Origin of the sequence: Ornithinibacillus contaminans (assembly GCF_001038425.2) — a bacterium.
Lineage (GTDB): Bacteria > Bacillota > Bacilli > Bacillales > Amphibacillaceae > Ornithinibacillus > Ornithinibacillus contaminans.
Genome location: NZ_LDPV02000046.1, coordinates 37,055 through 57,447, shown reverse-complemented (window position 1 = coordinate 57,447; position 20,393 = coordinate 37,055). Strand labels below are relative to the sequence as shown.

At 38.2% G+C, this 20,393-nt stretch carries 24 protein-coding genes and 2 pseudogenes; 5 read left to right on the top strand and 21 right to left on the bottom strand.

What is annotated here, in order from left to right; genetic code table 11:
* Positions 1–66: 66 nt before the first annotated feature.
* Positions 67–984: an SDR family oxidoreductase gene (locus JF53_RS11555; RefSeq protein ID WP_047982295.1), complete on the top strand. Its 918-nt coding sequence runs from the start codon at positions 67–69 to the stop codon at positions 982–984.
* Positions 985–1,055: 71 nt separating this feature from the next.
* Here the strand turns inward: JF53_RS11555 and JF53_RS11550 are convergent, their stop codons facing one another.
* From JF53_RS11550 to JF53_RS11515, 10 genes and pseudogenes are all read right to left on the bottom strand, one after another.
* A complete protein-coding gene (locus tag JF53_RS11550; RefSeq protein ID WP_047982296.1) occupies positions 1,056–1,541 on the bottom strand; it encodes a hypothetical protein in 486 nt (161 codons plus the stop codon).
* 11 nt (positions 1,542–1,552) lie between these two features.
* Positions 1,553–2,329, bottom strand: coding sequence for a hypothetical protein (locus tag JF53_RS11545; protein ID WP_047982297.1), 777 nt, complete (start codon positions 2,327–2,329; stop codon positions 1,553–1,555).
* Between the two features lie 169 nt (positions 2,330–2,498).
* Positions 2,499–2,957 (bottom strand): GNAT family N-acetyltransferase, encoded by a 459-nt coding sequence (locus tag JF53_RS11540; protein ID WP_047982298.1) that lies wholly within the window; start codon positions 2,955–2,957, stop codon positions 2,499–2,501.
* Between the two features lie 48 nt (positions 2,958–3,005).
* On the bottom strand, positions 3,006–3,755 hold the full coding sequence (locus JF53_RS11535; protein ID WP_047982299.1) for a glucose 1-dehydrogenase: 750 nt from the start codon (positions 3,753–3,755) through the stop codon (positions 3,006–3,008).
* 51 nt (positions 3,756–3,806) lie between these two features.
* The gene (locus JF53_RS11530; RefSeq protein ID WP_047982300.1) at positions 3,807–4,208 is read right to left on the bottom strand and encodes an NUDIX domain-containing protein; all 402 of its coding nucleotides are present in this window, start codon (positions 4,206–4,208) and stop codon (positions 3,807–3,809) included.
* Positions 4,209–4,367: 159 nt separating this feature from the next.
* Entirely contained in the window at positions 4,368–4,508 is a 141-nt protein-coding gene (locus JF53_RS17080) for a YpzI family protein (protein WP_064965382.1), read from the bottom strand.
* A gap of 62 nt (positions 4,509–4,570) precedes the next feature.
* Positions 4,571–5,332, bottom strand: coding sequence for a MerR family transcriptional regulator (locus JF53_RS11525; protein WP_047982301.1), 762 nt, complete (start codon positions 5,330–5,332; stop codon positions 4,571–4,573).
* 185 nt (positions 5,333–5,517) lie between these two features.
* Entirely contained in the window at positions 5,518–6,000 is a 483-nt protein-coding gene (locus JF53_RS11520; RefSeq protein ID WP_047982302.1) for an HXXEE domain-containing protein, read from the bottom strand.
* 50 nt (positions 6,001–6,050) lie between these two features.
* A pseudogene (locus tag JF53_RS17285) lies at positions 6,051–6,379 on the bottom strand (IS1595 family transposase); the annotation flags it as partial.
* 239 nt (positions 6,380–6,618) lie between these two features.
* The gene (locus JF53_RS11515) at positions 6,619–7,872 is read right to left on the bottom strand and encodes an MFS transporter (RefSeq protein ID WP_236686943.1); all 1,254 of its coding nucleotides are present in this window, start codon (positions 7,870–7,872) and stop codon (positions 6,619–6,621) included.
* A 485-nt stretch (positions 7,873–8,357) separates the two neighbouring features.
* On the opposite strand from JF53_RS11515, the gene JF53_RS11510 reads away from it, so the two are divergent.
* Positions 8,358–8,555, top strand: coding sequence for a YjzC family protein (locus JF53_RS11510; protein WP_047982303.1), 198 nt, complete (start codon positions 8,358–8,360; stop codon positions 8,553–8,555).
* Positions 8,556–8,785: 230 nt separating this feature from the next.
* On the opposite strand, the gene JF53_RS11505 is transcribed toward JF53_RS11510, so the two are convergent.
* Both JF53_RS11505 and JF53_RS11500 read right to left on the bottom strand, forming a co-directional pair.
* Positions 8,786–10,147, bottom strand: coding sequence for a GntP family permease (locus JF53_RS11505; RefSeq protein ID WP_047982304.1), 1,362 nt, complete (start codon positions 10,145–10,147; stop codon positions 8,786–8,788).
* A gap of 18 nt (positions 10,148–10,165) precedes the next feature.
* On the bottom strand, positions 10,166–11,290 hold the full coding sequence (locus JF53_RS11500; protein ID WP_047982305.1) for a glycerate kinase: 1,125 nt from the start codon (positions 11,288–11,290) through the stop codon (positions 10,166–10,168).
* Positions 11,291–11,548: 258 nt separating this feature from the next.
* Between JF53_RS11500 and JF53_RS11495 the strand changes: the two genes are divergently transcribed.
* The gene (locus JF53_RS11495) at positions 11,549–12,856 is read left to right on the top strand and encodes a globin-coupled sensor protein (RefSeq protein ID WP_053072007.1); all 1,308 of its coding nucleotides are present in this window, start codon (positions 11,549–11,551) and stop codon (positions 12,854–12,856) included.
* Positions 12,857–12,915: 59 nt separating this feature from the next.
* On the opposite strand, the gene JF53_RS11490 is transcribed toward JF53_RS11495, so the two are convergent.
* From JF53_RS11490 to JF53_RS11475, 5 genes and pseudogenes are all read right to left on the bottom strand, one after another.
* Positions 12,916–13,755: an alpha/beta fold hydrolase gene (locus JF53_RS11490; protein WP_047982306.1), complete on the bottom strand. Its 840-nt coding sequence runs from the start codon at positions 13,753–13,755 to the stop codon at positions 12,916–12,918.
* Positions 13,756–13,770: 15 nt separating this feature from the next.
* Entirely contained in the window at positions 13,771–14,268 is a 498-nt protein-coding gene (locus JF53_RS11485) for a GNAT family N-acetyltransferase (RefSeq protein WP_047982307.1), read from the bottom strand.
* Positions 14,269–14,392: 124 nt separating this feature from the next.
* Positions 14,393–14,602, bottom strand: a pseudogene (locus JF53_RS18075) (DinB family protein); the annotation flags it as partial.
* A 57-nt stretch (positions 14,603–14,659) separates the two neighbouring features.
* Positions 14,660–14,884: a DinB family protein gene (locus tag JF53_RS11480; protein ID WP_047982308.1), complete on the bottom strand. Its 225-nt coding sequence runs from the start codon at positions 14,882–14,884 to the stop codon at positions 14,660–14,662.
* 145 nt (positions 14,885–15,029) lie between these two features.
* Entirely contained in the window at positions 15,030–15,506 is a 477-nt protein-coding gene (locus tag JF53_RS11475; RefSeq protein WP_047982309.1) for a DinB family protein, read from the bottom strand.
* A 145-nt stretch (positions 15,507–15,651) separates the two neighbouring features.
* Here JF53_RS11475 and JF53_RS11470 point away from each other — a divergent pair, with 145 nt between their 5' ends.
* Positions 15,652–15,972: a hypothetical protein gene (locus tag JF53_RS11470; protein ID WP_047982310.1), complete on the top strand. Its 321-nt coding sequence runs from the start codon at positions 15,652–15,654 to the stop codon at positions 15,970–15,972.
* Between the two features lie 50 nt (positions 15,973–16,022).
* Here the strand turns inward: JF53_RS11470 and JF53_RS17705 are convergent, their stop codons facing one another.
* Together JF53_RS17705 and JF53_RS11465 are read right to left on the bottom strand one after the other, a co-directional pair.
* The gene (locus JF53_RS17705) at positions 16,023–16,196 is read right to left on the bottom strand and encodes a hypothetical protein (RefSeq protein WP_169750790.1); all 174 of its coding nucleotides are present in this window, start codon (positions 16,194–16,196) and stop codon (positions 16,023–16,025) included.
* Positions 16,197–16,263: 67 nt separating this feature from the next.
* Entirely contained in the window at positions 16,264–17,109 is an 846-nt protein-coding gene (locus JF53_RS11465; RefSeq protein WP_047982311.1) for a DegV family protein, read from the bottom strand.
* Between the two features lie 226 nt (positions 17,110–17,335).
* On the opposite strand from JF53_RS11465, the gene JF53_RS11460 reads away from it, so the two are divergent.
* Positions 17,336–18,892, top strand: a complete 1,557-nt coding sequence (locus tag JF53_RS11460) for an ABC-F family ATP-binding cassette domain-containing protein (RefSeq protein WP_047982312.1) — start codon at positions 17,336–17,338, stop codon at positions 18,890–18,892.
* A gap of 219 nt (positions 18,893–19,111) precedes the next feature.
* Here JF53_RS11460 and JF53_RS11455 read toward each other — a convergent pair whose 3' ends face one another.
* Positions 19,112–19,417, bottom strand: a complete 306-nt coding sequence (locus tag JF53_RS11455; protein ID WP_047982313.1) for an MGMT family protein — start codon at positions 19,415–19,417, stop codon at positions 19,112–19,114.
* 219 nt (positions 19,418–19,636) lie between these two features.
* Entirely contained in the window at positions 19,637–20,275 is a 639-nt protein-coding gene (gene trhA, locus JF53_RS11450; protein ID WP_047982314.1) for a PAQR family membrane homeostasis protein TrhA, read from the bottom strand.
* Positions 20,276–20,393 lie beyond the last annotated feature (118 nt).

Here is a 20,393-nt window from a genome sequence, read left to right as displayed (position 1 = left end):
GCACACTATTCGCCTAGATTGAATAGTGTAATCTGTAAGTCCGTTATAAGGAGGATTAACCAGACCATGTCTGATAAAAGATCTAATCAACAAGATTACCCGATGTATCCAAACTACGGAAAAATCACACGATATGAGGAAATACCCATTACAGTTCCCGAACAGCGCCAATACCGACAACCAGGACTAGAGAATTTAATGGTACCAAAGCCGATTATAGAAAATCCAAATTACCATGGCAGTGGGAAGTTGAAGGGAAAGGTAGCACTAATTACTGGTGGTGACAGTGGCATGGGAGCCGCAGCGGCAATTGCATTTGCTAAGGAAGGCGCAAATGTGGCAATCGCTTATCTGGATGAGCATGAAGATGCTAATCGAACAAAAAATAGGATCGAGGAAATTGGTAGAAGCTGTCTTCTATTACCAGGTGATTTGCGAGATAAACAACAATGCAAAGAAATTGTAGAAAAAACAATCGAAACATTTGGCAAGCTGCATATTTTATGTAATCACGTCGGTATTCAGTTTCAACAATCAAGTTTACTGGATATTACCGATGAACAATTTGACGATACATTCAAAGTAAATATCTATTCTCATTTTTACACTACACGAGAAGCATTAAAGTATCTAAAAGCAGGTAGCTCCATTATAAACACTGCTTCTGTTGTTGCATATGAAGGTAACGATTTATTAATGGACTATACGGCTACAAAAGCTGCCAATATTGGGTTCACCCGTGCTTTAGCTAGAAATCTAGCGAAAAAAGGGATTCGAGTAAACGCCATTGCACCCGGGAAAATATGGACGCCACTAATTCCAGCTAGCTTTTCCGCAGACCAAGTAGTACTTGCTGACAACTTAATGGACCGTCAAGGTCAACCGTTTGAAATCGCCCCTACCTTTGTTTATCTTGCCTCTGATGATTCGAGATTTGTTACAGGACAGACACTGCATGTAAATGGCGGTCAGATTTTTGGTTAGAATTTGCCAGGCACTATCTCAGTGCTTGGCTATACATCAAAAACAATAATCTCACTTACTAAGAGATACATTTATTTATCTAATGGATTATTTGTAGTCGCTCCAATGCGTGCAACCCCTAACGCTAAATTATCCCACAAAATTTCCTCTACTTTATCAACCAAGTTTGCTGGACATTCTAAGACGACAATCACTTCTGTTTTTTTTCCTCTTACTTTCCGATTTCTTTTATGAACCACTTTATAAATGAACATATCGATACTTATACCTAATAAGAACCCAATTCCTGCAAAAATTAATCCCCATATTATTGGACCAAGCTCTAATAGAAATCCAACACTGGCACCCACCACTGAAAATGCAGTTGCAAGTGCTGCTCCTTTATCGAATAAAGACACACCGTCTGCACGATGCAGTGTATCAAATAATCTTCGCTCCTCTACACGGTTATTAAGAGGAACAGCAAGAATATGTTCCTTTTTCACCCCTATCTTTTCTAATGCTGTTAATGCTAATTCTAGATAAGTTGAATGTTCAAAGGTAGAGAAAATTTGCATGTTACTTCACCTCATCTACTTCGGATTCGAACCTGATAATGCTGATATTGCTCGACTAGAAACTTTCGTTGTTCACTTTCAAACAACTTGTTATTTTCAACTGTATTGATGTAGGAATCATAGATACCAAATCCTATATGCGAAGGTAGAAAGAGGAACCAATGAGGATCTAATACCTGTGTACTAAGCGCAAGTTCTCCTATAAACAAATAATAAATAGCAACCAACACTTGTGATTTATAAATAAATATAATCACAAATATCATTGTAAATACGCCAGTCAGGACGCGATGAATATAGAGCTGCCCAAGACCAGGAGTAAATAAAGACCAAACAACAGCCATAAGTGGTCTTCTTTTATCTAAGTAATTGATTTCCGTTGCGGTTATGTTGAAGGAAGGAAATTTGGCATCTTCTCGTTCGGCTAAAATAAATACTTTATTCATGTCTACCGTTGTACGATAACTATCCCATATCGCAAAAAAATAGACAGGTAGATACATTAGCATCCAACGCGGCTCCAAAACCTCTTTTGCCATATCAAGTTTCCCCGTAAATGAATAGATAATAGATAGGTTAATATGTGCCATACTGTTTACTACAATTTCCCATATAAATAACGCATATCCTCTAAGATATTTAGAAAGCAATAAATGCCCAAACCCAGGAAAAGCAGCAGACCACCACGCAATAATATAAGGATTGCGTAAATGAAGCTGTGTCGTTCCAATCGGACTAACATTCGCTTTAAAACGACGCTCCATATTCGTAGGAAAATAATTCTTCATACATCCAACCCCCAAAATACAAACACCTAAACATAGTATTCCACTTTACCAATTTCATATGCGAACAGTGCCTGGCACCACCCGATATTTGTCGAATAAAATGCATAAAAATAGCCCCTACCATACCGCAGTATGGAAAGAGACTACAAAATGTTAAGTATAGCTCTAACTATGCTAATTCCTTCGTCATGAATACACTATTTGGATCCACTATATACTCTGCAAACGGCTCACACTCGTTGAATCCAAACCTTTTATAAAGATTTCTTGCGGGCTCAAATGCTGCCATCGTACCTGTTTCCAAACTTAATCGCAAATAGCCACGCTTGGTTGCCTCAGCAATTATATGCTGTAACATAAGTTTGGCCACCCCACGACCTCTGAAATTCGGTGACGTCCTCATCGATTTAATCTCGCCATGTGTTGCATCCAGTTCCTTTAATGCACCACAGCCAACTAATTCGTCTTCCTCCCATGCACTCCAAAACGTAATTTCTGCCGCTTTTAATTTAGTCAAATCAAGTGCATGAATGCTTTCTGCTGGAGAATTCTGCCCCATTTCTTTTAAGTGCTCCACTATTAACTGCTTGATAGCTTCCCCAGTTAAATCATCTAATTTAATTTCCATATAGCTTTTCCCCCAGTTTTACCATTCTCTCAAACTCTAAAGCCATTCTTACTCCTCATAAATCATCTTCCTCGTCATGCCACCATCAACTACAAGATTCACACCAGTAACAAAATCATTCTCCTCTGCGGTTAAATACAAGCAAGCACGCGCAATATCGTCAGGTTTACCAACCCGTTTGGAAAAATGCTGCTCGTGATCTTCCTTACGCAGTTTGCTGTAATCCCCAGTTTCAATCCAACCAGGTGAAATAGCATTCACAGTAATTCTGTGTTCACCTAAAGAAGCTGCAAGCGCGTGTGTAATTGCAACAATTCCGCCCTTGGTAGCTGCATAGGCTTCCGAATGAGGCTCCGACATGATCGCCCTAGTGGAAGCAATATTCACGATTGATCCACCATTATCATTTTGTTGCATATATCGTGCTGCTTCTCGCGCACCCAAAAAGACACTTCGTAAATTCGTCTGAATCACATCGTCCCATTCATCAATGGATAACTCAAAAAGCGACTTAAATTCCGACTTCCCTGCATTATTAATTAAAATATCAATTTTTCCAAGGGTATGGCTAGCTTCTTCCATTAATCGGATTATATCCGCTTCGGCTCGTACATCAGTCTTGACGAAAATTGCGCTACCACCTTGTTTTTTAACGAGAGTCGTAACATCATTACCGGCCCTTTCATTGATTTCAGCAATTACTACATTGGCACCTTCTCTAGCATATGCTTGAGCAATGCCTCTTCCAATCCCATTTCCAGCTCCAGTTATAATGACTGTTTTATTATTAAATTTCAATCTTTAACACTTCCTTTACTCTATCTTCATACATTGTTCCACTGCCCAAACCTAATGCTGATAAAAGAAAAGCTTATGTATATCGTTAATAGCAGTCCAATCCATCAAATGATCCTCCTCATTCGGCTCCTGCACTTTTTCACCGAGTTCGGCTAGATAAAATTTACCATCACTTACATAATACTCGTTATTCCGAGCCATAAAATAATGTAAAGCACTCCCAATCATTGAACCCACGTTAACGGTATAACCTGTTTCTTCCAACATTTCTCGTTCTATGCACGCTACATCAGACTCGTTATTCTCGGTTCCTCCCCCCGGAAGAAAATGAATGCCTTCTCCATTATGCACGGTTAATACTTTATCCATCGTCTTATTAATGATTATTGCATAACAACCTTTTCTGAGATGATAATCGATATTAGCTAGCTTTGTTCCAAACGTAGGTTTCATGACTTTCCCCCTTGTTACTCAAATAACTCTACCTAAACTAATATATTCTACACAAACCGCACAAATCCCTTTCCCTTCATATGATAGTAGCACTTTTAATGTTTCTCACGCAAAAAAAGCTCCCCACCACATAACACTCGCGGTGAAGAACTTTCAAACTCATTTTTTCCCATCGTTTAATTCCATTGCTTCTTCAGGACTAGACATAATCGTTGACCCTTTATAGCGCAATCCCACATCACGATCTGATTCCACTCGTTTACTTTTCTTAAGCTTCTTTTCTTGCCGATCTTTTCCCATTTTAGCACCTCCTAGTACTAAGATGGTTAAATTAACATGATTTATTCGCAGTTACTGCTACTTTAAGCAAGTCCTAAATAATTAACAATCGCATCTCGTAAAAACTCTGTTCTACCTTTGCCTTGTTTGTCATAATAAGCTGCAAAACGCTCATCCGCTACATACATTTCGGCTAATCCTGCGTGTGCTTCTTTCGAGTAACTTGGCCAAGAATACATAAGCCATTGCTTGTGTTTTTCCGCTAATTCCTGCGCTTCTGGTGATGACGGATTTCCTGTTGCAAAGGCTATTTCTAATTGTGAGAAAATCTCTTCTCCCAACTTAGTCATCGCATCATAATCCGCTTGTGACAAGCCACGTAATTTTTTATTACTCGCCTCAACCGTCTCATCACCGTATTTTTCACGGATTTCCTTGCCATATTTCTGTTCGTTTTCATCGATTAACTTTTCCTTAAAACCAGCAAATTTTTCATTGTCTTGCATTGGTTTTCCTCCTTCAACACTAGCAATCGTCTTTTCGACTGTTGCCATAATTTTGTCTAGGCGGGCTCGTTTTTGTCTTAGTTTTTCATAGTGACTTCTTAAAGCTTCCTGTTGATTAAAACCTGGTTGTTGAAGTATCTCTGCGATGTCTTCTAGACTAACTTCTAATTCTCTAAAAAACAAAATCTGTTGCAGTAGATTCACTTCCTGTTGGCCGTATATACGATAACCAGACGAATTAATTCTTGCCGGCTTTAATAGTCCGATTTGATCGTAATAACGGAGCGTGCGGCCGCTTACTCCAGAAATACGTGCCAATTGATTTACGGTATATTCCATATGTCTCACCCTCCTGACATTCTTATCGTAAACCTTTACGCAACGTAAAGGTCAAGGGTTTTTATTTTAAAAATAGGTTCTGTTATACGTTAATGTTGATAATTTCAACAAAATTTAGGGGAAACCAATTGTAGACGGTTTCCTTTTTTCCTAATTCAATAAATATTATGTCCTCAATCAACATATTAAGAAGGTGTTATTTTTCCACCAATTTTAAACAAAAAAGGTATAAGTGTTAATAAAATAATTCCTACTACAAATGTTGATATGACTAACTCTTGCCAAATAATTAAATTCTTTGAAAACATTTGATAGATAACTAATGAATTTATTGGAAGGTTAAGTAATAAACCAGTGAGAAGTCCAGGTGCATACTTTTTCATCAAAACGGTCGCAATAAGGTGAGGAAAAATAGCATTAAAAATCATTGAGCCTAAAAATCCAATAAAAATCCATTTCGTAAAATCAGATTCTGGCATATATAAAAAACTAAATGCAGATAAATAAGCCAGAATAGTTATAAAAATAACAGCAAAATGGAATTCACTTGAAGTAACTGGCTCGTGAAACCTTGAAGATTGCTGTGACCATTTAGGCAACCAAATTGCTTCTTCGATATTATGAAGTGTAATAGCAAAACAAAAAAATATTACGAGATAATAGTCCATATACCTTTTCCCCACCCTTAAAGTAATTTACATCGTTAATTTAATAAGAATTACACATTAAATTTTGATAGTCTTAGACTGTCATATGTGTCCGTCATTTCAAATACAAATGAGTTTAATAGAAATTCCTTTATATGGTGTTTAGTCGTAGCCAGCCTTTAAAGCGGTCAATCCATTGTTTCAAACGAGAATGGAGACCGTTGACATTTTGAATGTGATACAAGCCCTTAATAACGTGTCTGCCATCGTCTGATTTAATCCGATAAAGTTCTAAACCCTTTTCTTTTGCATAGGTTTTGTAGGCTGTCCAAGCATCGGTTACAAGCACATTTTCATTAGACAGTTTAGAACCAATCAAGGCATCGACTTTCGGTTTTATAGCGTTTAACCCATTGATAGACTAGTTCTTTTTTTGTATGCGGTAATTTGTCGATATACTTTAACAAGTTGCTAAACGCTTTGCTCACTTTTGTAACCTCTCGAAAGTTTACGAATGTTTGTTCTCATTTATTGTAGCAAGTTTGTGAATAGTTATCAAATATCAACATTGTTCTTTAACAGAGCCTAAAAAATAAAAAGGTGCATCTCTAAAAAAATGCACCTTTTCATTCATTATCATTAAGCTTCATTTTTCTCTTCTAATTTTGGCTTACCTGCTTCGAATAACGATTTACTTCCTAGTAAGAAAAATCCTGCAAAAAACATCACGATTCCACTTGCAACTAGTATCCATTCAATTGCAATGATATCGGCAATTGGTCCGAATAGCAACATCCCTAGTGGCATCATGGAAGTTGAAATCATTCCAACAACCCCGAATACTCTACCTAGATAATCCGGATCAATTTTTTCCTGTAATAATGTTGTAGATGGTGTGCTAAATAATGGCATCGCAACACCGATTACCCCCATCAAGATTAAATAGATAACGAAATTCGGTATAATACCTAGACCGATCGTCAGAATACTAAAGATAAACGTAGCTAAGGCCATTGTATGGATTTTATTTTTAAACCCACCCCAAGAAGCTATTACTACTCCACCAATCATCATTCCAATTGAAAACGCAACTTCAATGGCAGTCAATCGCCAAACATCTTCTCCAAAACTACGTGTTACTTGCAGCGGTGTTAAAAATGATGGAGCCGCAGCAAATACGAAGAACAATGCAAAGAAGACGAAGAATTTCTTTAAAAAGTCTTGATTCTTAATATATAAATAGCCTTGCTTCAAATCATGGAAATAGTTGACAGGTTGCTTATCCTCAGCTTTTGCATGAGATGGAATGTGCAAGAATAATAAGAATATCAAGATGGCAATAGCCGCTGTAATCACATCAATAAAAAAGATTATCTCAATAGAAGACAGCCCAAGTAACGCACCACTTGCCATAGGAGCTAGCAGCATAACTAGTGCTTGGATACTACCATTAGCCCCATTTATTTTTGTCAGCTTATCCTCTGGTACAAATTGAGGCAGGATGGCACTTACAGCTGGCGTTTGTACACCTGTACCTAGCGCGCGAACTGCAGCCACCACAAACATTAGCCATAATTCATCATAGCCCATTAAAAATACTATTGCTAAAATTAGCGTTACCGTTGCAATGGATGCATCCGAAATAATGATTAACTTCTTTCGATTAAAACGATCTGCCCACACTCCCGCAAAAGGTGACAAAATGAACGTTGGGATAAACCCACAAAGGATGTACACCGTCATCATCATTCCAGATTGCGTATTCAGTACGACATACCACATGATGGCATATTGAACCAGTGCTGAACCGAATAGTGATATCATCTGACTTCCAAGAAAGAGGATACTATTCCGTTTCCAATGTTCCATTATATTTTCACTCGCCTTACTCATTTCTACACGTCCTATTCATTTTTAATGTTATTCTCGTCATTTAATTCGCAACATAATCTTTTTAAAAGCAAAAAAACCCCAGGCACACTACCTGCGATTACGAGTAAAAGGGATTTATTTAACGCGTGTTTTCATAAGTTTACACCTAAAAAATACAGTTATAACCTAAAACCTGTCTATTGGATGAATTTATAAAAAATGACAGACCTATCCCATTTACTCTGTATCCACAAACAGAGCCTTTGAACATATTTAATTAGTTGTTCAAAGCAAAGAAACGTAGTCTGACAGATTGCATCCAATAAACCTCCCTCAAAAATTAAAATTACAAACCTACATATCATATATACCAAAAAAATGAACCATTGTCACCACCCTATTTAAAAATGAGGTGCCTGTCACCACCCGAATTTTGTCGAATTTGATTAATAAAAAATTTCGTAATGACTCATACTACAAAAAGATGCAGAAAAGGAGTGAAAAGTATGGGTGAAATTAGTCAATTTCGACCAGGGGAAAAAGCGCCCAATAATGGGATTTATATTGAAATTGGTGAAACTGGAAGTAGTGTAAAGGATCCACAACAAATTGAATTACATGCAGGGGAACATTTTCCTGAGACCTCTAATAAAGATCGCGTATGGAAAAACAAGCGAAATATAAATCGTCCAAGCACGCAATGACGAAGCATGCGTTCTTAGTGACGGCTGATTTGAGATAATTGCTGTTAATTTGAGATACCGACTGATAATTTGGGATTACTACTGACGTTCCCAGATTCGTGCTGATATTCTAAGAGTTCTATTGATAATCCAAAATTGCAGCAGAAGCTCAGCAGATAATTCCAATCCTTTCAACGAAAATAGCCACCGAGACCCTCCGTCCCGGTGGCTGTTCCCATTCCAAATGCCAATTATACAAACACCAACCATAATAAAAATGTGACTGCAAAGGCAACAATACCTTGCAGCAATGTGGCTGCTGTTTGTGCCTTATAGGCTTGGGTAACGGACATACCACTGAATTCTTTCACAACCCAGAAGTAGCTATCATTTACATGCGAAACAATCATCGCACCAGATCCAATGGCCATCACCACTAAAGCAAGTGGTAGCGCACCATCAATTCCAAGTTCTACAAGAAGTGGTGCAACCAACGTCGAGGTTATGACAAGCGCAGCAGTTGAAGAACCCTGTGCTGACTTTAAAGCAGCAGCAATTAAAAACGGTATAAATAAAAACATCGCACCGGTAAAAAATGCACCTTCACCAAAGCTCTGAATATAATCCGCTATGGAAGTAGTGCTAATCACACGTCCAAAAGCCCCACCAGCACCAGTAATAAGCAAAATTGGCGCTGCCTCTTTAATACCAATCCCGATCCATCCCGATAGCGTCTCTTCATCGTATTTTGGTAGTAATAAACCGGCAAATAACACACCTACTAGCAATGCTACAACAGGCGAACCAAGGAAGGTAAAGATGTCAAAGAACACTCCCGTCCAGCCGGCAAAGGAAATCACCGAACTAAATGCAATGAGGAGAATCGGAACCACAATTGGTGCAAAAGATTTTACAGTGGAAGGCATTTCTCCAAATGCTTTTAAAATCGCATCATAATCATAGGAATTTTCTTCCGTATCCTCTCCGTCAATTTTTATCTTTGTACCAACCTTCATCGCCCAAATGTAACCAACAAGCACCGCTGGAATAGAAATGACTAACCCAATTAGAATAATCGTTCCCAGATAATTTTCCGCTCCAATATTCCCTGCAGCTGCAATTGGACCAGGGGTTGGTGGCACTAACGTGTGGGTGGCAAATAACCCCGTAGCTAAAGCAACCGCCATTGAAGCCATCGCTACTTTTGCTTTTTTAGCTAACGCCTTTTTCAGCGATGCTAGGATGACAAACCCAGAATCACAGAAAACCGGAATACTTACAATTGCCCCGATTAAGCTCATCGCCATTTGCGGTCGTTTCTCACCGACTACGCGTAACACAACTTCCGCCATGCGGAGTGCTGCACCAGATTTTTCTAAAATAACACCAATGATTGTACCGAAAACAATCACTAATCCAATACTACCCATTAATCCGCCGAATCCATCATTTACAGCCGCTACGACTTCTGTTAAAGGAATACCCGCAATAATTCCAATTCCAAATGCAGCTAGTAGCAACGAAAGAAACGGATGGAGCTTTAATTTCGCTGTCGCATAAACAATAAAAATTACACCAGCTACAATTAGTATAACTAAACCAAAACCTTCCACGACATTCACCCCTTAAATCTATTTCATAGACTTAATCAAATGAATAATTTGCTTCGTTTGCTCATATAGAAGTTCATCAGCTTTTTCCATACATTCTTCTAATGTAAGTGGTTTATTCGCAATTGAAAAACAACCCGAAAATCGCTCCCGTAATTTATCTAGTTCACCAGCTAAACCGCCTGAAAGTAAAATGACTGGTACTTGGTGTTTATTCGCCAACTCCGCTATATATCCAGGTGCTTTCCCATAAAGTGTTTGTTCATCACTTTGCCCTTCTCCAGTAAATACCAAGTCAGCACTACTAATCGCCTTTTCCATATCCATTGCCTCCGCAAGAAGTGCTGCACCAGATACTAATGTTGCGCCTAAAGCTAATAGAGCAAATCCGAGCCCTCCAGCAGCTCCCGCACCAGGGTAGTCCATCATACGTTTTTCACTAGCCGCTTCTACCAGCACACCATATTTTCTCATAGCGTTATCAAGGCTTTCTAATTGATTAACAGTAGCCCCTTTTTGTGGTCCATACACATACGTTGCACCACGATTACCACAAAGCGGATTATCTACATCACATGCCACTTTTAGGGAAATATTCGTTAATCGTGGATCTATCTGAGAAAAATCTACCGTTTCTACCTCGTGCAAATCTCTCCCATACATTCCTACCGCAGCACCATTCTTGTTAGTTACTTGCATTCCCAAGGCCATAAGCATACCGAGTCCACCATCATTAACCGCACTTCCACCAAGTCCGACTATAATCTCCGAGCATCCGCGATCCAGCGCATCCTTCATTACTTCTCCAATTCCAAAGGATGTAGTATGTTCTGGATTACGTTCTTTAATAGGTACCTGGACAAGTCCCGCAATCAAGGCACACTCCACGATTGCTAGTCTATTATGAACAATGCCATACTCCGTCTGGATCCTATTCCCAAGTGGTCCCGTACATTCAAGTTGAATCCGATCTCCTCCCATAGCTCCAAGTAATGCATCTAAAGTACCCTCTCCACCGTCAGCCATAGGCATTTGAATAATTTCTGCTTTCGGAATAACCTCGTACACTGCCTGACTAATTACCTCAGCTACTTGAACAGATGATATACTCCCTTTATACGAATCAGGTGCTACAACAACTTTCATTCTGTTCCCCTTTCCCAGTCGAAGCCAAAATTGGCAGCGCTTGCAAAATAACAATATTTTAGTCGCGATTAAGTCTATACAACACTATATTCATCGTGTCCATGATTATATGCGAATTGACCAGCAACTAAAAATTGATTATCCAACAAGCTAAGACAAATACAATTACTTCCCCTTTTTCCGACTGCAGTAAAAATGTACTTTTCTAAATGATTAAATAAGGATACAATTATTCTATCATGTGAAAAGGGTGACTTCATGGTAACGCTATTAAAATCAAAGCAAAAGAAGAATCAAGTAATCTCATTAGAAGCATTAAGTAAAACAACACATCCCGTTTTGGAGGTTGAAAAGGGATCCGATCTTGAAAAACAATTAAGTATGCTAGACTTCACCAAAAATGATTTAGCCATCGGACAGGCTTTAAAGCCCTACGTCGAGGAAAATATCATTTCCATCATTGATGGGTTCTACGATAATCTCGAAACAAATCCGTTACTAATGGATATCATTAATGAACATAGTTCTATTGATAAACTTAAACAAACATTACATAGACATATCATTGAAATGTTCTCTGGTGTGATGAATGAAGCATTTGTAAACCAACGGAAACGAATTGCAATTATCCATGTTCATATTGGTCTAACACAAAAATGGTATATCGCTTCTTTCGAAAAAATATTTTATGGTCTACTAGAAACGGTGTTAACTCAATTTAAAAATCCAGCTGACCAGATTGCAGCAATTAAAGTCATTCAAAAACTACTAAATTTAGAACAACAAATGGTGTTAGAAGCCTATGATGATGAAGTTCTTAGACAAAACGAAGCAGAATTAAAGAAGAAGGAAGATATGTTTGCGACATTAGAGAAAGCATCTGTAGAGCTTGCAACTGTCTCCGAGGAAACAACTGCTTCTTTTGAAGAAATGACTGCCCAAATTGATGTCATCACAATGAATTCCAGAACAGGTACTGAATTATCAGAAGCAGCAAAAGAAATCGCTGATGAAGGAAACCAGCGAATCATAACGATGAGCAACTCATTGGAAAATATGGAAGCAAGTACAACAAAAGTTACCGAAGAAATGAAGATACTGGAAGAGACATCGACCCAAATCAAAGACATCATCCAGATTGTAAAATCCATCGCCGATCAAACTAGTTTACTTGCTTTAAATGCATCGATTGAGGCAGCTAGAGCTGGTGAGCACGGTCTAGGGTTTGCCGTAGTAGCAGAGGAAGTTCGAAAACTCTCTGAGCAATCCGCCAATTCCGTATCTAGTGTAACCGAGCTAATTAATAAGACAAATGAACAAGTACAAAAAAGTGCTGATTCCATTGATGAAAGCAAAAATTACCTAGCCGAGGTTCGTGAGCAGATGCAACAAACAGAAGATGCATTCAATCGAATTAATGCCAGTATGGAAAAAACAAAAACAAGTAATATGAATATGCAACAGGACTTAGAGGGAATCGGACAGGTCGTAAGTGCAATTACCAAATCCTCCGAAACCATCTCAATAACCGTTGAAAACATTAAGCAAATGATTGAAAAAGAATAAGCTGCAAGCTCCACAAAAAGGATGTTTCGAAGTCATTTCGGAACATCCTTCTTAATTTTCTAGGAGCTACAAGTTTTTATAACAAATTCCTTAAACTTTTCTTCTTCTTCCCCAAACGGATTATGATTACTCCACTCAAATGTTGTCATCGTAGCATTTGGCATTAAATCTGCCGCTTCTTTAGAAAAAACATGTGGGCACTGGGCATCATGAAGACCACTGTAAATAAATGCAGGCAATGTTACATTTGGTAGTGCGGGTCGCAAATCATAGTCTTTCAACTCCACATAAGAAAAATAATTTAACCTGGCGCTAACTACTTTTCCACTGTTCGGCTTCGATACAATTTGATCGTATTGGTTTTCATTGTAGATAGACATTAAAAACCACTCTTTCCCCAATGCTCTTCTCTCTTCAATCGGCGTATCTGGTGAATCTAATAGTCTCATAATCTCTAAAATCCGCTTATTGTTTGGATTTTCTCGGCAATAGATGCTCCCTGGATGGTACATATAGTCACTAGATGCACATAATCCTCCTGCTACAATCTTGGTTAAGCTTCTTTCTGCCATGATGGCATATTTCAATGCAAGCATTCCACCAGTCGAATGACCAGCAAACGCCCATTTATCAAACCCTAATGCCTCCCTTATTGCCTCAAGGTCTGCTACTGCAGCCTCCATACTATAATCTGCATCTTGTTCTGCCATGTCTGATTTACCACAACCACGCAGATTAACCAGAAAAACTGAATAATGCTCGGTAAACGGTAACGCAAATGTGTTACCTCTCTCATTAAATTCACTATATAAATGTGTCACACACATCGGTTCCCCAGTGCCTTTATGAAAATATTCGAAGTTTCCGCGTTCCGTTTGGATAATGTGCTGCTCCCACACCTCTAATTTCCCCCTCTAATTTGGTAGTGGTGATTTCAAGTCAGAAGTTAAGTGGTAACTCATCACAATTAACTCCCCTTTTTTTCCCATTGTTCGAACACCTTCATCGACAAATCCGCTTTTTACATATAATCGTTGTGCAGCAATATTCGTGACATTCACAGCTAATATAATCTCATTGATGGTTGGAAATTGTTCTTCCACAAAGCCAGGCAATAAAGATAATGCCTCCTTTGCATAGCCTTTCCCTTGATAACGATAATCCGTTGAGAATGCTCGGACTAATATCGCCCAAGGATTATCGGTATATGGCAAAACACCCTCGTTTTGATGTAGGACGAAAAAGGTTACTAATTTCATATCCTCAATAGCGAGTATACAGTGTCGATCTGAATCAGTCTGCGCTTTTTCAATGGATTCAAGCGGTGTTCCAGTATACCGAAGTTGTTCTTCAGTCAGTTGATATCCCATAACGTCACTTAATTTGGTAGTTTCATAAAAGTGTAGTTTCATTCTCTCACGTTCTCCTTGGATGTAGTCATATGAATTTTATCATATAATTCTAATATTTTCTAAAAGATATTGTAAAAAAGCACACCAAGTAACGTTAGCTGGTATGCCTGTAAGCAATCACGTATTAGTCTTTGCTAATCCAAGATCCTTGTGCTTTTCGGATATGAATGATTTGTCCGATGTGATAGGCATTATGTGTGCAAAAATTGGATAATGCCTCCCACCATTTCGCTTCTTCTGGAAAGTTTGGGATAGACTCCTCTAACTTTTCCTCTGTTGAATTCTGAACTGCCTGCTCCCACTTAGCTAACCCCTCATCAACCTGCTTTACTAAATCATGCCAGCTCGCTTCCGTAAATGAACCCCTATGCTTAAAAGTTGACGCATTTAATTACACTTTATCTGTAATCGCCTCATTTAGAAATCGTTTCAACCATCTTTCATTATAAAAATAAAGATGGGTAACGATTTCTCCAATAGTATGGGTATCCACCGTTTGCCGCCATTCTACCTCCTCTACCGTCAGCCCCTCTAACGCTTCACTGATAGGCTTTATCCAACTTTCAGTATTGCGAACTACGGACAATTGATCCAATACGAATTCTTTTTTACTCATACACTTCTTCCCTTCCTAACTTAAATTGGCTCACCACGTCTTTCCATTCCTCGGTTTCTCTTCATCAATTTGTTCATAATACCATCCCCTTTCCGCAAAAAGAACGAAATCATTCTCCATCATTTCGTCCTTTTTCCAATTCCTATTATTCTTGGTCCTCTTTTGTCGGCCCCATAACTCCTGGAACCTTCAAGCCTGCTTGTCTTAACAACACCGTCATTTGTCCCCGATGATGGGTTTGATGATCAATTAACGTACGGAGCATAGCACCTCTTGCAACCAATTTCCCAAAGCTATCCATCTCTTCCAAAAACATTTCGTCCGTTAAATTCGCCTCTACTTCATTCTTCAATTCTTCTGCAACCGTCTTATATCCTTCTACAATCTCACTGGCATGTGCAGGTACTGGTTGACTAGCGTCTACAGATTTCAATTTTAGCCCAACTTGACTAGCAAAAAACGCCGGTGCTGTTGCAAGATGCCATCCAAGCCAGCCTAATGTATTGTGCCCCTCTGCAATCGCTTGTCCTAACGTATCATCTGATAATGCTTCAAGTACTCGTGTTGTGCCTTTTGAAGCAATCTTCCAGTCCTGTAAAAAATCAGCTTTTTTTCGATACATATTATCTACCTCTTTTATAAAAATTTTCTTGTTTCTTATTTTACAGGATATATAAAAAAATTCCATCACCAACAGGATAAATATAGTTGTCCAAGCATATATATTGAAAGTGAGGAAGGATAATGGAACGAAAGGAGTTATTCTTATGAAAACAACACTATCCATTCTGGGAGGTTTAGCAATTATACTACTTGTTACTCTGTTAGACAGTTCATTAACTTCTGACGAAAGTACGAATTACTATCAGATGATTGATGAAGAAAGTGTTGATGCGGATACGTCGAATCAGTCCATTCAAAAATCAGTCAGTACATACTTCGAATATCGGTTAGAGGAAATGAAAGAAGTGGATGGTTATATCGTGGAGACCTATCAAGAATACGAAGTACATGAAGATGCTGAAGGGGAAGTAATTAGTAGAATCCCGACTTCAAATTATAATTACCTTAAATATCAAAAGGAATAGCATAAAAAAACGACAAAGGCCAGTAAAAGCCCTTGTCGTTATTAACAAACTTAGCTACCCATTTTTCGGCGAGTAGTGCTTGCTTTTTTCGCTTGCTGACTTTGCATTTTCTTAGTTGTTCCATTCCAATTAGCTTGGTTTTGATTATTTTCAGCCTGCGATTGTTTTTTTCGTTCTAATTGTTGTTTAATTACTTCTTGCATACTTAGTTTCTTTTCAGACATTGCGAAAAACTCCTCTTTACATGATAGCTTCATTATAATACAAATTCAGTAGAATACCTACTATGATTTAAACACTCCAAAAAATAGCAATTGCACCTTCACCTGCATGAACCGCTAAGGACGAGCTTACTTCACCAATTACAATTTCTAGTCCAGGAAGCTCGGCTGTCAGAATCTCCTGTATAGCAAGTGCTTTTTCTAGCGCATTGGCATGCATGATACCAATCTTTGCAACAGCATTTTCTTCGTAAGCATTCTTGATTAACGTGATCATCCTTCGAGTAGCTTTTTTCTCCGATCGGATTCGTTCGACAACGCCTAGTTCTCCATTCTTACCGATTGAAAGTATTGGCTTAATATGGAGGAAGTTCCCTAATAAAAACTGAGTGCCAGACATTCTTCCACCTTTATATAGCTGCTCTAACGTATCGAGTAATATCAAATTTTGATGGTCATTTGCAGCCGCACGAAGATCATTAGCAATTAACTTCCCATCAACTTGTTGCGCTGCAAGCTTCAATCCTTTCTCCAATAAAATGGTGATGGCATAAGAAATCGATCTGGAATCTACTACTTCTACTTGAGCCTCAGCTTGATCACTTCCAGCAATCGAGCTTGATAGTGTTCCACTTAATTTTGACGATACGTGAATCGAAATTATAGCATCATAGTTCTTTTTTAACTCGTTATATAATGTTTTAAAGCGCTCAACATTAGGTTGGGATGTTTTTGGAACTTCTTTTTCCGTCCGAATGATTTCATATAATTGTTCTGATGTTAAATCTACCCCATCTTCATATGCCTCACCATCTGATATCACTACAATCGGTACGACATAAACATCTGAATGCGCCTTTAATTCCTCGGTAATATATGCAGTACTATCCGTGACAAAAGCAATTTTCTGTACCATTTCCCATCCCCTCTCCCATTACATTTTCTAATTTTAAATCAATTATACATGGAAACTAAAATAATACCAAGTATTAGTATCTGGTACTAACCTTACCAGAATCATATGCACAATTTTATAGAACAAGAACTATTCCAGTAGAAAATTATTCATTCCCTCTACCCCTTTTTCAAAATGAACCGTATAATAAGAAAGAATGTACCTAGGAAGGAAAAGGTGTTTGAACATGAGTTTATTAACGGTTAAAAATCTAAGTCACGGATTTGGCGATCGCACTATTTTCGATGATGTTTCATTTCGTCTATTACAGGGTGAACATATAGGACTTATTGGTGCCAATGGAGAAGGTAAGTCCACCTTTATGAATATTATTACGGGAAAACTTGAACCGGATGCAGGAAATGTTACATGGGCTAAGAATGTACGTGTCGGCTATTTGGATCAGCATGCCGTATTGAAACAAGGCATGACCATTCGAGATGTGCTCCGAACTGCTTTTCAATATTTATATGATATGGAAACAGAAATGAATGAGCTATTTGCCAAAATGGCAGAGGTCGAACCAGATGAATTAGAGAAACTTTTAGAAGAAACCGGACGCATGCAAGATGCGTTAACGAACAATGATTTCTATACAATCGATGCAAAGGTGGAAGAAGTCGCTAATGGACTTGGGCTAAATGATTTTGGTTTAGATCGTGATGTTCATGATTTAAGTGGTGGTCAGCGTACCAAGGTTCTTCTAGCAAAATTACTGCTTGAAAAGCCCGAAATCCTACTTTTGGACGAGCCAACCAACTACTTGGATGTTGAGCATATTGAATGGTTGCAGCATTACCTGCAAAACTATGAAAATGCATTTATTCTTGTTTCCCACGATATTCCATTCTTAAATAGTGTCGTTAACTTAATTTATCATGTGGAGAATCAAGAATTAACCAGATACCCTGGTGATTATAATGAGTTTTTACGTCTACACGAATTAAAGAAACAACAGCAAGTTGCCGCATTTAAAAAGCAGCAAAAAGAAATTGCGAATTTAAAGGATTTCGTTGCGCGTAACAAAGCCAATGCAGCGACAAGTAGAATGGCGATGTCTCGTCAGAAAAAATTAGATAAAATGGATGTTATTGAACTAGATGCTGAAAAGCCAAAACCAGAATTCAATTTTAAGCAGGCTCGTACTTCTGGTAAATACTTGTTTGAAACAAAGGATTTAGTTATTGGGTATGATGAGCCCCTGTCTCGTCCTCTGAATCTATCCATGGAGCGCGGACAGAAAATCGCCTTATACGGGGCAAATGGTATTGGGAAAACAACCTTACTACGAAGCATTTTAGGTGAAATCAAACCTGTATCAGGATCGGTCCAATTAGGAGAACATTTGCATATTGGCTATTTTGAACAAGAAATTAAATCCGAAAACTCCAATACATGTATTGAAGAGGTTTGGGATGAATTTCCACATTTTACGCAATACGAGGTACGTGCTGCACTAGCGAAATGCGGACTTACAACAAAGCATATTGAGAGTAAGGTACAGGTTCTAAGTGGTGGGGAAAAAGCCAAAGTTCGTTTATGTAAATTAATGAATCACGAATCAAATTTACTCGTTCTCGATGAACCAACAAACCATTTGGACCATGATGCAAAAGTAGAATTGAAACGCGCTTTAATGGAATACAAAGGAAGTGTTCTGTTAATCTCACATGAGCCAGACTTCTATGATGGTGTTGTAACCGATATTTGGAATTGTGAGGACTGGACGACAAAGGTATTCTAATCGACAAAAAACCAAGGCTAGAAGATTTATCCTACCTTGGTTTTATTATTTATCTTTATTTTTAATGTCTTCTAATAAGGAAATAATCTTTTCATTTTGTTCTATCAGAGTGTTGTTTTGTTTTCTTATTTTCATAAAATCAAATAAAAATATAGCTAGTATGATGCATATGTATACCATAGTTCAGTTCACCTCTTCAAATCATAATCATTTGTACGTTTATGGGTTCCACTGATACCGATCCAAATCAATTTCATCATGTGGCCCTACTTCAATTCCTTCTGCCTCTAGGTTTATAAGTTGTTCCTGATAAGATTCGTCATCTGTTAACGCGATTTTTCCTTTTGCATTAATTACCCGATGCCATGGTAGCTGATATTTACTACTCATGGAGTGGAGAATCCGAACTACTTGTCTAGCAGCACGTGGACTCCCAGCAAGCGATGCAATTTGGCCATAGGTCATGACCCTGCCTTCTGGAATTTCCCTAATGATTTTTAGAACGGATTTAGTAAATGGTGTCATGCTATTTCCTCAAATACAATGTACTTTTAACTCCATTAATTCACAATAATTTAATTATATCATATATTTTTCATCCATTTTAGATACATGTACAAACACTAGTCATATAGCAATAGTTGCTTTTCTTTCCTGGCGCTAAGTTTACCGATACATTCCCAACAAAAAGGACTAGAAATTATGTCTCCTAGCCCATTAAGCTTTATTTATATCCTTCTTTGCCTATAGCAAGTATAATAACACGCTAAAAAAGTGACATGCTGTACCGGCTAAAACGAAGATATGCCAAACCATATGATGATATTTAAAACCACGCCACATATAGAAAATCGTTCCAATTGTATAACAGAGTCCTCCCACTCCAAGTAACACAACACCGCCAAAATCAATGCCAGCAACGATTCGATTCCAGCCAATGACGACCATCCAGCCCATTAATAAATAGAGAATCGTTGACGTAAATAGGAACTTTTTCACAAAATATGCCTTGAATACTATTCCTGCCAAGGCAAGTCCCCAGATGATTCCAAACATTGACCACCCTAAAGCACCTTTAATAACTAATAAGGTAAATGGCGTATAGGTTCCCGCAATAAACAAATAAATGGAGGAGTGATCAAAAATCTCAAATAAATCCTTTGCCTTTCCTGGTGGTAACGCATGAACGAGTGTAGACGATGTGTATAACAGAACCATCGTCGTACCAAATATCGTAAAACTAACAACGTGCATGGCACTACCATGGAACGCTGAAAAAACGATTAATAATACCAAGCCAGCAATACTTAAAATTACACCTATACCATGTGTTATCGCATTAGCGATTTCTTCACCTTTTGAAAAGGTATGTGTTTCTGCCAATCAAATCATCCTCTTTTTGCAAAATTAAGTACTAGCTAGTATGACCAGCCGTAATTTAGTCGTATACTTATTATATCAAAACTAGTCTAGTTTAGCTTCCTTAACGCGAACCCTACGT

What these genes read in the sequence shown, in the direction of transcription:
- JF53_RS11555 (WP_047982295.1), top strand. Translation starts at nt 67, where the DNA reads ATGTCTGATAAAAGATCTAATCAACAAGATTACCCGATGTATCCAAAC.
- JF53_RS11550 (WP_047982296.1), bottom strand. Translation starts at nt 1,541, where the DNA reads ATGCAAATTTTCTCTACCTTTGAACATTCAACTTATCTAGAATTAGCA.
- JF53_RS11545 (WP_047982297.1), bottom strand. Translation starts at nt 2,329, where the DNA reads ATGAAGAATTATTTTCCTACGAATATGGAGCGTCGTTTTAAAGCGAAT.
- JF53_RS11540 (WP_047982298.1), bottom strand. Translation starts at nt 2,957, where the DNA reads ATGGAAATTAAATTAGATGATTTAACTGGGGAAGCTATCAAGCAGTTA.
- JF53_RS11530 (WP_047982300.1), bottom strand. Translation starts at nt 4,208, where the DNA reads ATGAAACCTACGTTTGGAACAAAGCTAGCTAATATCGATTATCATCTC.
- JF53_RS17080 (WP_064965382.1), bottom strand. Translation starts at nt 4,508, where the DNA reads ATGGGAAAAGATCGGCAAGAAAAGAAGCTTAAGAAAAGTAAACGAGTG.
- JF53_RS11525 (WP_047982301.1), bottom strand. Translation starts at nt 5,332, where the DNA reads ATGGAATATACCGTAAATCAATTGGCACGTATTTCTGGAGTAAGCGGC.
- JF53_RS11520 (WP_047982302.1), bottom strand. Translation starts at nt 6,000, where the DNA reads ATGGACTATTATCTCGTAATATTTTTTTGTTTTGCTATTACACTTCAT.
- JF53_RS11515 (WP_236686943.1), bottom strand. Translation starts at nt 7,872, where the DNA reads ATGAGTAAGGCGAGTGAAAATATAATGGAACATTGGAAACGGAATAGT.
- JF53_RS11510 (WP_047982303.1), top strand. Translation starts at nt 8,358, where the DNA reads ATGGGTGAAATTAGTCAATTTCGACCAGGGGAAAAAGCGCCCAATAAT.
- JF53_RS11500 (WP_047982305.1), bottom strand. Translation starts at nt 11,290, where the DNA reads ATGAAAGTTGTTGTAGCACCTGATTCGTATAAAGGGAGTATATCATCT.
- JF53_RS11495 (WP_053072007.1), top strand. Translation starts at nt 11,549, where the DNA reads ATGGTAACGCTATTAAAATCAAAGCAAAAGAAGAATCAAGTAATCTCA.
- JF53_RS11485 (WP_047982307.1), bottom strand. Translation starts at nt 14,268, where the DNA reads ATGAAACTACACTTTTATGAAACTACCAAATTAAGTGACGTTATGGGA.
- JF53_RS11480 (WP_047982308.1), bottom strand. Translation starts at nt 14,884, where the DNA reads ATGAGTAAAAAAGAATTCGTATTGGATCAATTGTCCGTAGTTCGCAAT.
- JF53_RS11475 (WP_047982309.1), bottom strand. Translation starts at nt 15,506, where the DNA reads ATGTATCGAAAAAAAGCTGATTTTTTACAGGACTGGAAGATTGCTTCA.
- JF53_RS11470 (WP_047982310.1), top strand. Translation starts at nt 15,652, where the DNA reads ATGAAAACAACACTATCCATTCTGGGAGGTTTAGCAATTATACTACTT.
- JF53_RS17705 (WP_169750790.1), bottom strand. Translation starts at nt 16,196, where the DNA reads ATGTCTGAAAAGAAACTAAGTATGCAAGAAGTAATTAAACAACAATTA.
- JF53_RS11465 (WP_047982311.1), bottom strand. Translation starts at nt 17,109, where the DNA reads ATGGTACAGAAAATTGCTTTTGTCACGGATAGTACTGCATATATTACC.
- JF53_RS11460 (WP_047982312.1), top strand. Translation starts at nt 17,336, where the DNA reads ATGAGTTTATTAACGGTTAAAAATCTAAGTCACGGATTTGGCGATCGC.
- JF53_RS11455 (WP_047982313.1), bottom strand. Translation starts at nt 19,417, where the DNA reads ATGACACCATTTACTAAATCCGTTCTAAAAATCATTAGGGAAATTCCA.